General features: G+C 34.0%; 9 protein-coding genes and 1 rRNA gene. All 10 read left to right on the top strand.

Going from position 1 to position 13,808, the window contains the following annotated elements; genetic code table 11:
- Positions 1-41 precede the first annotated feature (41 nt).
- The 10 genes from rrf (at position 42) to P0R33_RS07365 (ending at position 13,465) form a co-directional block, all read left to right on the top strand.
- Positions 42-151: ribosomal RNA gene (gene rrf / locus P0R33_RS07410) — 5S ribosomal RNA — on the top strand.
- Between the two features lie 285 nt (positions 152-436).
- Positions 437-880, top strand: coding sequence for a PepSY-like domain-containing protein (locus P0R33_RS07405; protein ID WP_276174848.1), 444 nt, complete (start codon positions 437-439; stop codon positions 878-880).
- Positions 881-1,025: 145 nt separating this feature from the next.
- A complete protein-coding gene (locus P0R33_RS07400; RefSeq protein WP_276174847.1) occupies positions 1,026-2,057 on the top strand; it encodes a LacI family DNA-binding transcriptional regulator in 1,032 nt (343 codons plus the stop codon).
- A 271-nt stretch (positions 2,058-2,328) separates the two neighbouring features.
- Positions 2,329-4,482 carry an alpha-glucuronidase family glycosyl hydrolase gene (locus P0R33_RS07395; RefSeq protein WP_276174846.1) on the top strand — a complete coding sequence of 718 codons (2,154 nt, stop codon included), beginning with the start codon at positions 2,329-2,331 and terminating at the stop codon, positions 4,480-4,482.
- 65 nt (positions 4,483-4,547) lie between these two features.
- Positions 4,548-5,285 carry an SDR family oxidoreductase gene (locus P0R33_RS07390; RefSeq protein WP_276174845.1) on the top strand — a complete coding sequence of 246 codons (738 nt, stop codon included), beginning with the start codon at positions 4,548-4,550 and terminating at the stop codon, positions 5,283-5,285.
- A gap of 174 nt (positions 5,286-5,459) precedes the next feature.
- Entirely contained in the window at positions 5,460-6,632 is a 1,173-nt protein-coding gene (gene uxuA, locus P0R33_RS07385; protein WP_276174844.1) for a mannonate dehydratase, read from the top strand.
- Positions 6,633-6,733: 101 nt separating this feature from the next.
- Complete coding sequence (locus tag P0R33_RS07380; protein ID WP_276174843.1) at positions 6,734-9,325, top strand: glycosyl hydrolase 115 family protein; 2,592 nt, start codon at positions 6,734-6,736, stop codon at positions 9,323-9,325.
- Between the two features lie 280 nt (positions 9,326-9,605).
- Positions 9,606-10,715, top strand: coding sequence for an endo-1,4-beta-xylanase (locus tag P0R33_RS07375; protein ID WP_276174842.1), 1,110 nt, complete (start codon positions 9,606-9,608; stop codon positions 10,713-10,715).
- A gap of 261 nt (positions 10,716-10,976) precedes the next feature.
- Positions 10,977-12,410, top strand: a complete 1,434-nt coding sequence (locus tag P0R33_RS07370) for an MFS transporter (RefSeq protein WP_276174841.1) — start codon at positions 10,977-10,979, stop codon at positions 12,408-12,410.
- A gap of 20 nt (positions 12,411-12,430) precedes the next feature.
- On the top strand, positions 12,431-13,465 hold the full coding sequence (locus P0R33_RS07365) for a glycoside hydrolase family 43 protein (protein ID WP_276174840.1): 1,035 nt from the start codon (positions 12,431-12,433) through the stop codon (positions 13,463-13,465).
- Positions 13,466-13,808 lie beyond the last annotated feature (343 nt).

Here is a 13,808-nt window from a genome sequence, read left to right as displayed (position 1 = left end):
AATCCAACAACCGACAACCGCAAACCAACAACTAAAAACCTTAAGGTGGTTATTGCGGCGGGGCTCACCTCTTCCCATCCCGAACAGAGAAGTTAAGCCCGCCTGCGCAGATGGTACTGCAGTTATGTGGGAGAGTATGTCGTCGCCTTTCTTTTCAAAAACCCTATCCAAACCGGATGGGGTTTTTTGTTTTTATAAATTTTGGGTATCAACTCTGTCTCTTTAATTTTTATCTTGAAATGATTCTTGAGACTGTTCAATTGTTTAGCTAAAACTTTACTGGCTTTACTTTAATTTAAAATAAAAATTTTGACAAGGAATTGTATTGTAAATCAGTTTGTTATGTAAGGTTTGAAAACTAAAAAAATCTTAAAATTATTTGAAAACATTTTTAGAAGCAGTAAATTAGTAATACTACTCTTAAATAAAAATGATTATGAAAAAGATATTTTTGGCCATAGCTTTGTTAGTTTTAACAATCTCGACCAGTGCGCAGAAAAAAATTGAAGTAACTGAACTACCAAAACCAGCACAGGAATTTTTGAAGAAGCATTTTAGTCATACTTCAGTAGAAAAAGCTCAAAAAGATCCAGAACATGGGGAAAAGGGCTATGAAGTTAAACTGAAAGATGGAACTGAAGTAGAATTTTGGAAAGATGGTTCATATCGAGAAGTTGATGGAGGAGATAAACCAATTCCAACTGCTTTTATTCCTGAAAACATAAAAGCTTATGTAACTAAAAATCACCCGAATGAGAAAATAACACATATCGACTATGGGCATAAAGACTTAGATGTCGATTTAACCAATAAAATTGATTTGGAATTTACCAAAGAAGGCAAGATTCTAAAAGATAAAAAGAACAATGTCAGTAAATAAATGATGTATTGTTCATATGAATTCCCTATTTGGATTATACTTTTGAAAGATATTTTGTAAATGGAGAATTTTATTTAGTGCGATTTTTCAAGAAAGAATATCTTGAACGAAAATAGTTTATATTTACATCTTTATTTTTTATTTCATGGAAGAAAATAAACATGTAACAATCTATGATATTGCAGAGAGGCTTAATCTAGCAACATCTACCATTTCGCGAGCTTTAAAAGATCATCACACCATAAGTGATAAAACGATTAAGAAAGTGAAAAAAACTGCTGAAGAAATGGGCTTTGTTCCCAATACATTAGCAGCAGGTTTGCGTGGAAATAAAACTAGAACGATTGGTGTTTTGATTCCAACCGTTACACAGCCTTTTTTGTCATCACTTATTAGCGGAATCGAAATCACAGCTCAAAAATCAGATTATACTGTTATTATTATGCAGTCGCACGACTCGTATGAGGAAGAAGTCAATATGGCGAAATCTTTATACAGTAATCGTGTAAGTGGTGTTATTTGCTCTTTGGCAATGGAAACCAGAGATACTGCACATTTTCATCAGTTTTCGAATAATAATATTCCGTTGGTTTTTGTAGATAGGGTTCCAAAAGATTATAATACTTTTAGAGTAGTAATTGATAATTATACAGCTGGTTATAAAGCAACTAAACATCTTATTGAACAAGGTTGTATTCGTATTGCACATTTAACAGCTGGATCAGAATTAGGTAATTTGTATAATGAAAGAAAAAGAGGTTACATAGAAGCCCTAAAAGATCATAATATAGAAGTAGAAGAAGAGCTGATCATTAATCTAAATTCTGTTACTTATGAAGATGGAGTAAAAGCAAGCAATTCGTTATTCGATTTAAATCCAATTCCTGACGGATTGTTCGCTCCTGGAGATATTTTGGCTGTAAGTGCTGTTCAGACTGCTAAAAAACGCGGAATAAAAGTACCGGAAGAGTTTAAAGTGATTGGTTTTAATAACGATCCAATTTCTCAGATTATTGACCCTAATTTATCTACGATAACGCATCCGGCTGAAAAAATGGGAAAAGCAGCAGCCGAAATTATTATCAAAAATCTGAAATCATCTAAAAATGATGATGCTAAAGAAATTACCTTTTTAAATACAGAAGTACTTGCAAGGGAATCTTCACAGAAACAATAAAATTTAGGATTTTAATCCTCAATTCAACCCCTCCAAAGCAGGATAGTTTTTATAATTATCCTGCTTTTATTTGTTATAGAAATATATTTTTTGAAAAAAATCAGCTTTAAATTTTTTTCTTAAATAACAATCTTATATTTTTACGCAACCGATTGCATTTGTTGTTTTGTTTTAAATAATGTATTTTTTAAATTAAATTTTGTAGAATACTTTAATTGGATCTAAAATAGTGATGGTGTAAAAACGTGATTATAAAGAATAAATTAAAACCATGGCTTTATTACGATTTCTTTTCCTATTTCTTCTTATTTCCTTTTCGTCTTTAGCACAAAAGGATTATAAATTGTGGCTTCAGTATAATAGAGTTAACAATTCTGTCTTGGTTTCAGAATATAAAAGAAATTTTAAAGGTATTGTTGTTTTAGGAAACTCCGAAACTATTAAAATCGTTGAGAAAGAAATCAAAGCTGGATTTTCAGACATGTTGGGAAATATTCCTGAAATCAAATTAGATGTAAAAGGAGAAAATAATCTTATCGTTGGTTCAGCATCGAATTTGGATATGGAACTAAAAAACGAATTGAAATCAGATTTTAGTAAAATAAATGAAGAAGGTTTTATCATCAAATCGATTTCTTTTAAAAACAAAAAACAAATCATTATTACAGGAAAAAATGACGTTGCGGTTTTATACGGAGTTTTTAATTTCTTGAGAATATTACAGACGAATAAATCGGTTAAAAATTTAAATATTGTCGATTTTCCAAAGATAAATATCAGAATCCTGAATCATTGGGATAATCTCGATAGGACTGTAGAAAGAGGTTATGCCGGATTTTCGCTTTGGAACTGGCAGAAATTGCCTGATTTTATTGATCAGCGTTATATTGATTACGCTAGAGCGAATGCCTCAATCGGAATCAACGGAACGGTTTTGACCAACGTAAACGCAAATGCTTTAATTCTAACTCCGCAATATTTAGAGAAAGTGGAAGCATTAGCAAATGTTTTTAGACCTTATGGAATAAAAGTATATTTAACAGCAAGATTCTCGGCACCAATCGAAATTGGAAAATTAAAAACTGCCGATCCAAAAGATACGGAAGTGATTAATTGGTGGAAAAATAAATCTGCTGAAATTTATAAAAGAATTCCAGATTTTGGAGGATTTTTGGTAAAAGCCAATTCTGAAGGTCAGCCTGGCCCTCAAAATTATGGTAGAGATCATGTCGATGGAGCAAATATGCTAGCTGATGCCGTTGCGCCTTTTGGTGGCCTGATTATGTGGAGAGCTTTTGTATATTCTGAACACGATGCAAACGATCGTGCGAAACAAGCTTACGTCGAATTTCAGCCATATGACGGAAAGTTCAAAGAAAATGTAATTGTTCAGGTCAAGAACGGACCAATCGATTTTCAGCCTAGAGAACCTTTTCATCCATTATTTGGAGCGATGCCGAAAACGCCTTTAATGATGGAGTTTCAAATCACTCAGGAATATTTAGGTTTCAGCACGCATTTGGTTTTTCTGCCAAAATTATTTCAAGAAGTTTTAGAATCAGATACCTATCAAAAAGGAAAAGGTTCAACTGTTGCTAAAGTTGTGGATGGCACGTTATGCCAAAATAAATTAACAGGAATTGCAGGCGTTGCCAATATCGGGAGCGACTTAAACTGGACAGGCCATCCTTTTGCACAGGCAAATTGGTATGGTTTCGGGCGATTGGCTTGGAATCCGTATTTAGATTCGGAGACTATTGCTGATGAATGGTTAAGAAGTACTTTTTCAAACGATGAAAATTTCATCAAACGTGTAAAAGATATGATGATCGAATCGCGTGAAGCAGTTGTCAATTATATGACGCCGCTCGGTTTGCATCACATTATGGACACTGGACATCATTATGGACCTGGGCCTTGGATTTCGGATTTATCAAGGCCAGAATGGAATCCGACTTATTATCATAAAGCAGATAAAAATGGAATTGGTTTTGACCGTTCAAAATCGGGTACAAATGCTGTTTCTCAATATGCACCAGAAGTTGCAAATGTTTTTGATAATTTAGAAATCTGTTCAGAGAAAGATCTATTATGGTTTCATCATGTTTCGTGGGATTATAAATTGAAAAACGGTCAGACGCTTTGGAACAGTATGGCATTAAAATATCAGGAAGGTGTAAATCAGGTTGCAGCAATGCAAAATGTTTGGAATCAAACAGAAAAATATGTTGACAGCGAACGTTTTAATGAAGTAAAAATGTTATTGGAAATTCAGCATAAAGAAGCAAAATGGTGGCGTGATGCGTGTTTGTTGTATTTTCAACAGTTTTCAGGAAAAGAACTTCCTAATGGAGTAGAAAAACCGACACAGACATTAGAGTATTTTAAATCATTAAAATTCCCTTTTGCGCCAGGGAATGGATAAATAAATTGAATAATTGTAACGCGAATCCGTCTAATCAGCGCATTAAAAAATATTGTATAAAAATTATGAGTAAGAAAACGGCAATTGTAACCGGAGGAAATTCGGGTTTAGGTTTTGCAACCGCAAAAAAACTTTGTGATAATGGGATCAAAACTTACATAATCGGAAGATCGAAAGAGAAAACAGAAGATGCATGTAAGGAAATTGGAGAAAATGCTATTCCAGTAATCTTTGACTTAAATAATCTAGCCGGAATTCCAGAGATGATTGAAAGCATTACAAAAGAAAATTCGATTGATATTTTGGTAAACAATGCTGGAATTAATATGAAAAAGGAAATTCCAGATGTAACCGATGAAGATTTTCTTTCAATTATTCATACCAATCTTTTGAGTGTTTTTGCGGTGAGTAGAGAAGTCGTAAAAAAAATGAAAGCAAACGGAGGAGGAAGTATTATTAATATCAGCTCGATGGCGTCGCAATACGGAATCCCAAAAGTTATTGCATATTCATCAAGTAAAGGCGCAATTGAAGCTATGACTCGTGCTATGGCAACAGAATTGGCACCTGTAGGAATTCGCGTAAACTGTATTGCTCCGGGATTCATCAAAACTAAAATGTCATCGACAGCTTTGGACAATGATCCAGAAAGAAAAAATAAAGTATTGGGAAGAACGCCAATGGGATATTTAGGAGAACCATCAGACATTGCAGATGCGGTTTATTATTTCGCTTTAAGCGAATCAAAATATACTACTGGTACAGTATTGCCAGTTGATGGAGGAAATAGTATAGGTTTTTAATTTTTAAATATTTTAAACACATAGAAACATAGTTCTTCTTTGTCTAAAAAAGGCGTTTCAATTAGCTATGCACATAGACTATGTGTTAGAAACTAGTTTCTTTTTTTAATCTTTTTTCGAGTTAATATCAATCTATCTTTTTATGTGTTTAATTAATTTTTATAAAAGTTAAATATGATAAGAATACAGCAAACCATCCGATGGTTCGGACCAAATGATAATGTCAAGCTTATTGACATTCGACAAGCTGGCGCAACAGGAATTGTAACGGCATTGCATCAAATTCCCATTGGTGATGTTTGGACAATTGAAGCGATAAAAGAAAGGCAGGAAATCATTCGCAATTATGGTTTGGAATGGACTGTGGTTGAAAGTCTCCCCGTTCATGAAGAAATCAAACGTGCTTCGGGAAATTATCTGAAATACATTGAAAATTATAAAATCAGTTTGCGGAATCTGGCCGAATGCGGAATCAAAATCATTACCTACAATTTTATGCCGATTTTGGATTGGGTAAGAACTAATCATAATTTTATAAATGAAGATGGAAGCAGAGCTCTACTTTACAATCAGGATGCATTTACTTATTTTGATGTTTTTCTTTTAAAAAGACCAAACTCAGAAAATGATTATTCAGAAACTGAAAAAGAAAAAGCTTTGCAGTTTGGAAATCAATTGGCTGAAGATGAAAAAGCACTTTTGTTTAAAAATGTTTTATTAGGGCTTCCTGGAAGTAAGATCAATTTTACAGCAGAACAGATTTTGTCCCTTTTAGAAAACTATGCCCAAATCGACAATCAAAAACTACGAGAAAACCTGATTTATTTTTTATCTGAAGTAACTCCGATTGCGGAGCAAAACGAACAAAAATTAGCCATTCATCCAGATGATCCGCCGTTTTCGGTTTTAGGACTCCCAAGAATTGTTTCGACAGAAGCCGATTTGAAAGCTATTTTCAACGCCGTTCCTTCAACAGCAAACGGATTGTGTTATTGTACAGGCTCATTAAGTGCAGATCCAAAAAATAATCTTGAAAAAATAATAGACGATTTTGGAGATAGAATTCATTTTTTGCATCTGAGAAATACTATCCGCGAAAGCGAAACTATTTTCAGGGAATCAGAACATTTAAATGGAGATGTTAAAATGGAAGTTATTGTTGAGAAATTATTGTTGTTGATGAACAAAACCAAAATAAGTCTTCCAATGCGTCCCGATCATGGTTTTCTTCACAGAGTTGATGAAGAAACCGAAACTTATCCGGGTTATTCTTTAACAGGAAGGTTAAAAGGTCTTGCTGAACTGAGAGGTTTAGAAATGGGGATTGGTTATAAATTGGGTTTATAAATAAAGTTAAGTATCCTAACATTTTTTAAACCTGTTAGGTTTAAGATTGTAAACGTACTGTTTTGCAGACAAAGAAAATCTATTATTCTATGTACTTAAAAATGAAAACTTCATATCTAATTCTATTACTTCTCCTAATCGGATTAAGTACAAATTCGTACGCCATAAATCCAGAGAAGTATGTTGTCAATAAAGCTTCTAATGAAAATTTTCCTTTGGTTTCAAAAGGAAAAACGGCTTCGATTTTAGTTGATGATAAAGATTATGCAGGAGTTTTAAAAGTAATTGGACATTTAGAAAATGATATTTTTCAAGTTTCAGATTTATATTCAAAAAGAATTAAAAAGATTTCTGAAGCAAAAGATTTTGTTGTCATAATTGGAACTTTAGGAAAAAGTAAAATCATCGATCAATTAGCTAAGGAAGGTAAAATTGACGCTAAAGAACTTCAAGGAAAATGGGAGAAATTTACAACTCAAATTGTCGAAAGTCCATTTAAAGGAATCAAAAAAGCTTTGGTAATTGCAGGTTCAGATAAACGAGGAACGATCTACGGAATCTATGATTTATCGAATCAAATTGGAGTTTCACCTTGGTATTATTGGGCAGATGTTCCAGTTAAAAAACAATCAGAACTACATGTTTTACCTGGAGTTCATTCTCAAGGAGAACCAAAAGTAAAATATAGAGGAATTTTTATAAATGATGAAGCACCTGCACTTACAGGTTGGGCATTTGAGAAATTGGGCGGATTCAATTCGAAATTTTACGATAAAGTTTTTGAATTAATTCTGCGAATGAAAGGCAACTATTTATGGCCAGCAATGTGGGGCAGAATGTTTTATGTCGAAGATCCGCAGAATGCTGTTTTGGCTGATGAATATGGAATTGTAATGGGAACTTCACATCATGAACCTTTAACAAGAGCGCATGCAGAATGGGGAAAATCAAACGGGAAATGGGATTTTAATTCCAATTCTGAAGCTTTGATTCAATTTTGGAAAGATGGAATTAAACGAATGGGAAATAAAGAAACCATTGTTACAATTGGAATGCGTGGCGATGGCGATGAACCTATGACGGAAGGAACAGCAATTGAATTATTAGAAAATATCGTAAAAACACAAAGAAATATTATTGCAGAAGTTACTAAAAAACCTGCTGAAGAAACGCCTCAAATGTGGGCACTTTACAAAGAAGTTCAAGATTATTTTGACAAAGGAATGACCGTTCCCGACGACGTAACACTTTTGTTATGCGATGATAATTGGGGAAATATCCGTAAACTGCCAGAATTAGACGCAAAAACAAGAAAAGGCGGTTACGGTATTTACTATCATTACGATTATGTTGGAGGCCCAAGAAACTATAAATGGATCAATACAAATCAAATTGAGCGAACTTGGGAACAAATGGATTTAGCATATCAATATGGAGTTGATAAAATCTGGATTGTAAATGTTGGCGATATCAAACCAATGGAATTTCCGATTGCCTTTTTCTTAGACATGGCTTGGAATCCTGAAAAATTCACTGCAGGTAATTTGGAGCAATATTATATGGATTGGGCAAAAGAGAATTTCGGAAATCAGTTTACAGAAGAAATTGCCACTATTTTAAAATTATATACTAAGTACAATGCGCGAAGAAAACCAGAATTGCTAGATGCTAAAACGTACAATATAAGTAATTATAACGAAGCAGATCGAATTGTTGCCGAATATCAGAAACTGGCTGAAAAAGCCAATTTGATAAATGAAAAATTGGAGTCAGAATACAAAGATGCTTTTTATCAATTGATTTTATTTCCAGTTTTGGCAAGTGCCAATTTAAATGAAATGTATGTAGCACAGGCTAAAAATAATTTGTATGCAGGACAGGGAAATGCTATTGCAAATGAATATGCGGAAAAAGTAAAAGAATTATTTGAGAAAGATGCCATACTCACTAATTATTATCACACTCAATTAGCAAATGGAAAATGGAATCATATGATGTCACAAACCCATATTGGGTATGACAATTGGCAGCAACCAGATAAAAATGTGATTCCGAAAACAAAAACAATCGAAGTTTCAAACAAAGCTCAAACGAGAATTTCTGCTAACGATAATTCACTGAAAGTTGGGACATTTATTAATAAAAATCTAGATAATGTTCGAGGTTTTGTTGAAAATCAAGGTTACATTTCAATAGAAAGTAAAAATTATTCAAAAGCAATAAACTCAGATGCTGTAAAATGGACTATAATTCCAAATCTTGGAAAAACAGATTCGGGAATAACTATAAAACCTTCGAATATCAAACCAATTGAAATTTCAGAAGTATCACCAAGATTAGAATATAATGTTCATTTTTTCAGCAAAGGAAAAATAAAAGTAAATGCCTATTTTTCGCCAACAATCAATTTTAAAATTGGAAACGGTTTAAAATACGGAATTGGCTTTGATGATGAGGAACCGCAAATTATGAACCTCAACACAGATTCTTCGGAAAAAGCTTGGGCTGAATCTGTTGCTAACAATATTAAAATCATAACCTCACCGCATAAAATCGAAAAAGCGGGAAATCATGTTTTGAAAATTTATGCGATTGATCCAGCTTTGGTACTTCAAAAAATTGTAATTGAAACCGAAGAAGGAAAAATTTTGCCGTCGTATTTGGGACCGCCAGAGAGTTTTAGGAAGAAATGATTCCATAACATAACACGTTCTGTTTGTCATTTCGACGTAAGGAGGCTCGAGCGATAGCGAACAGGCGAAGCAAATCTTCGCAAGAAACTCTACAAAGTTGATCCAGCATGCGGAGCTACTTACGAAGATTTGCTTCGCCTGTTCGCTATCGCTCGAGTCTCCTTACGTCGAAATGACAAGATTGAGGGGAAGCGTTACGGATTTAGAGCTGACAGGTTTTTAAAACCTGCCAGGTCTACGCTGAGAAACAAAAAACATTTAACTATTTAAACCAAGAGATATGAAATGTATTAAACCTTATTTATTTGCCGTCACGGTTTTGCTGACTGTCAGCTGTACATCGCAAAAAGAAACTACTTCATTAAAAGATGCTTACAAAGATGATTTTTACATTGGAACTGCTTTAAGTGCAAATCAAATTGAAGTTAAAAATGCTAAAGAAGATTCTTTGATTAAAAAAGAGTTTAATGCAATTACGGCAGAAAATATCATGAAATCGATGTACACGCATCCGCAAAAGGACAAATATGATTTTACTTTGTCTGATAAATTTGTGGCGTATGGAGAAAAAAATAAAATGTTCATTCACGGGCATACTTTAATTTGGCATAGCCAATTGGCACCTTGGATGGAAAAAATTGCCGACAGTACAGAAATGAATGCCTTTATGAAAGATCATATTAATAAGATTGTTTCTAAATATAAAGGCAGAATCAATTCGTGGGATGTTGTGAACGAAGCGTTGAATGAGGACGGAACTTTGAGACAATCTGTTTTTTTGAAAACGCTTGGCGAAAAATATCTAGTTGACGCTTTCAAATTGGCAGAAAAAGCCGATCCAAAAGCCGAGTTATATTATAACGATTATAATATCGAAGAACCTGCTAAAAGAGCTGGAGCAATCGCATTAATCAAAAAAATAAAAGCGGAAGGCGGAAAAGTGGATGGAGTTGGAATTCAAGGACATTGGCGATTAAATAGTCCATCATTAGAAGAAATTGAAAAAAGTATCTTAGAATATTCGTCACTAGGAATTAAAGTTGCTTTTACAGAATTGGATATTACGGTTTTACCAAATCCGTGGGATTTAAAAGGGGCAGAGATTAGTCAGAAATTTGAGGGAAGTGAGAAAATGAATCCTTATCCAAAAGCATTGCCAGATTCTATTCAAAACAAGCTTGCAGAACGTTATGCTTCAATTTTTAAATTATTTTTAAAACACAAAGATAAAATTAGCAGAGTTACTTTTTGGGGTGTTCACGATGGGCAATCTTGGTTAAATGACTGGCCAATAAAAGGAAGAACCAATTATCCGTTGCCATTTGATAAAGACTTAAGACATAAAAAAGCATATGATAGTATTTTAAAGCTGAAAGCAAATAAAGAATAAACACCAAAAATAGTGCAGCTTTGAGAAAACAATCAACAATCGGTTGTGAAATGAAAAATAACTTAAATAAAGTAAACTAAATTTGCATAATATGTTTTTTTGTCTAATTTTACACAACCGATTGTTTTAATTGTAATCTGTTTTCCTGCAAGGCTTTCAAAACCTTGTAGGTATGGATTGCAAAGTTGTATAAAAACAATTGAAACCTACAAGGTTTTGAAAGCCTTGCAGGAATAGAACTAACTAACCACAAAACCACCAATGACTAACATTTCACAAAAATTATCCATCAAAGAGAAAATTGGATACAGCTTAGGAGACTTAGCCGCCAATCTCGTTTTTCAGACTTTGATGACGTATTTGGCATATTTCTATACCGATATTTACGGATTATCACCAACAGATTCTTCTATAATTATGCTGATTGTTGGGTTAATTGCGGCCTTTATTTTTAATCCGATCATTGGGGTTTTAGCAGACAGAACGAGTACCAAATGGGGAAAATTCAGACCTTGGATTTTAATAACTGCAATTCCGCTTGGTGTGGTAGCTTTATTAGCATTTTCGACTCCAGATTTCTCTTATAAAGGAAAAGTAATTTATGCCGTTGCAACCTATACTTTATTACTTCTTTTTTATGCAGCTAACAATCTGCCTTATTCAGCTTTAAGTGGTGTTATTACGGGCGATATGAAAGAACGAAATAGCATGTCTTCCTATCGTTTTGTGGCGGTTATGTTTGCTCAGTTTTTTGTTCAGGTTTTTATGCTTGGCATTATCAAAAGTGCTGGAAACGGAGATAAAGCTATCGGAATTGAAAAGGTAATGACTGCGCTGGCAATTATTGGAACAATCATGCTTTTAATTACTTTTTTAACCACAAAAGAAAGAATCATTCCAAAACCTGAACAAAAGTCAAGTGTAAAAGAGGATTTGAGCGATTTAATCAAAAATAGGCCTTGGGTAATTATGCTTTCGCTGACGACTTTGGTTTTTGTGACTTTGGCAATGAAAGGCGGTTCGTATGTGTATTATTTTGAGAATTATGTAGATAAAGAACAATTAGCGATTTTTATTCAGCCTATTTTGGATTTTCTAACCAATATCGGATTGAATCATTTTGGAAATGATCCAGTTTCAGCAGGATTTGGTTTGTTCAATGCAGGTGGAATTATATTCATGATTGTCGGAATTACATTGTCTAAAAATCTGGCAGACAAATACGGAAAACGAAATGTTTTTGGAGTATTCTTATTCATTTCAACACTATTTATAATCGCTTTCTATTTTTATCCGCCAACATCGATCGGATTGATATTTTTCTCTCAAATTCTGCACGGATTTTTCTACGGAATCACCATCCCGATTCTTTGGGCGATGATTGCCGATGTTGCCGATTATTCAGAATGGCTGAACAATCGCCGCGCTACAGCAATTATTTTTTCGGCAATGATGGTTGGATTAAAAGCAGGATTAAGTATTGGTGGCGCTTTAACTACTTTGTTTTTGGGGTATTTCAATTATATTCCAAATGCGTCAGAACAGTCGCAAACTGCCATAAACGGAATCAAATTATTGGTGAGTATTTTCCCCGCAATCCCATTTTTAATTGGAGCTGGATTGTTGTTTTTCTATAAAATCAATAAAGCAATGGAAGTGCAGATTGAAACAGAATTAAAAGAAAGAAGAACTTAATTATTTAATAAAATATTACTATGCCTGAAGATAGCATTGAACACATTAATTTTGAGGAAATTAATGAGCTGGCGATTTCAAAGCCTTTAGTATCTCATATGTATACAGCCGATCCTTCGGCACATGTATTCAACGGGAAGATTTACATTTATCCGTCGCATGATATTGATGCAGGAATTCCATTTAACGATAATGGTGACCATTTTGGAATGGAAGATTATCATGTTTTTTCTATGGAAGATATTTCATCAGAAGTAGTTGATAATGGTGTTGCATTGCATGTAGATAATGTGGCTTGGGCCGAAAAACAAATGTGGGCGCCTGATGCTGCACATAAAAACGGAAAGTATTATTTGTATTTTCCTGCCAAACGTGCCAATGGAATTTTTCAGATTGGTGTTGCTATTTCAGATTCGCCAGTTGGACCTTTTGTTCCTGAAAAAGATGCCATAAAAGGAAGTTACAGTATCGATCCTGCAGTTTTTGAAGACGAAGACGGAAAACATTATATTTATTTTGGTGGAATTTGGGGCGGTCAGCTTCAAAAATATCGTCATAATAAATACGATGATAATAACGAAGAACCTTCTGCAAAAGAAAAAGCTTTAGGACCAATTGTGGCTTTATTAAGAGACGATATGTTGGAATTTGCTGAAGAGCCAAAAGAGATTAAAATCTTGGATGAAAATGGAAATGAAATTCTGGCTGGCGATAACGACCGTCGTTTTTTTGAAGCTTCTTGGGTTCATAAATACAACGGAAAATATTATTTCTCTTATTCAACAGGCGATACGCATTTTATCTGTTATGCAATTGGCGATAATCCTTATGGACCGTTTATATATCAGGGAAGAATTTTGAATCCTGTTGTGGGCTGGACATCTCATCATTCGATTTGTGAAGTAGAAGGCGAATGGTATTTGTTTTACCACGATTCGAGTTTGTCAAAAGGTGTAACGCATTTGAGAAGCATGAAAGTAACCAAAATCGATTATTTAGAAGATGGTTCGATTATCACGATTGATCCTTATGGTATTAGAAGATTAATCGATTAGTTTTTTATGTAAAAAAAATTTAGCAAAAATTACAATCGGTTGTGTCAATGTAGTTCATCAGGTTTGTCATTTCGACGTAAGGAGAAATCACACTAGAAACTCCACACAGTATATCGCCAATCTTTGTCGAATCTCGAGTGTGATTTCTCCTTACGTCGAAATGACAAATATTGCGGTCATTGCTTTGCACACTTTGCGGTTAAGTCATTTTGTAGAGCTACTTGCGAAGATTTCTCGTTCTTCGAAATGATAAAACTGTGTCTTATGAAACTGTCCGCGTGAGGGATAGAAGTGGAAAGCCCACAGCCTGACGAAGGAAGAGCGAGGACTTGCAACGGATAGC

The sequence above is a fragment of the Flavobacterium sp. YJ01 genome (assembly GCF_029320955.1).
Classification (GTDB): Bacteria; Bacteroidota; Bacteroidia; order Flavobacteriales; family Flavobacteriaceae; genus Flavobacterium.
This window is presented reverse-complemented; position numbering and strand designations above follow the sequence as displayed.

What these genes read in the sequence shown, in the direction of transcription:
- P0R33_RS07405 (WP_276174848.1), top strand. Translation starts at nt 437, where the DNA reads ATGAAAAAGATATTTTTGGCCATAGCTTTGTTAGTTTTAACAATCTCG.
- P0R33_RS07400 (WP_276174847.1), top strand. Translation starts at nt 1,026, where the DNA reads ATGGAAGAAAATAAACATGTAACAATCTATGATATTGCAGAGAGGCTT.
- P0R33_RS07395 (WP_276174846.1), top strand. Translation starts at nt 2,329, where the DNA reads ATGGCTTTATTACGATTTCTTTTCCTATTTCTTCTTATTTCCTTTTCG.
- P0R33_RS07390 (WP_276174845.1), top strand. Translation starts at nt 4,548, where the DNA reads ATGAGTAAGAAAACGGCAATTGTAACCGGAGGAAATTCGGGTTTAGGT.
- uxuA (WP_276174844.1), top strand. Translation starts at nt 5,460, where the DNA reads ATGATAAGAATACAGCAAACCATCCGATGGTTCGGACCAAATGATAAT.
- P0R33_RS07380 (WP_276174843.1), top strand. Translation starts at nt 6,734, where the DNA reads ATGAAAACTTCATATCTAATTCTATTACTTCTCCTAATCGGATTAAGT.
- P0R33_RS07375 (WP_276174842.1), top strand. Translation starts at nt 9,606, where the DNA reads ATGAAATGTATTAAACCTTATTTATTTGCCGTCACGGTTTTGCTGACT.
- P0R33_RS07370 (WP_276174841.1), top strand. Translation starts at nt 10,977, where the DNA reads ATGACTAACATTTCACAAAAATTATCCATCAAAGAGAAAATTGGATAC.
- P0R33_RS07365 (WP_276174840.1), top strand. Translation starts at nt 12,431, where the DNA reads ATGCCTGAAGATAGCATTGAACACATTAATTTTGAGGAAATTAATGAG.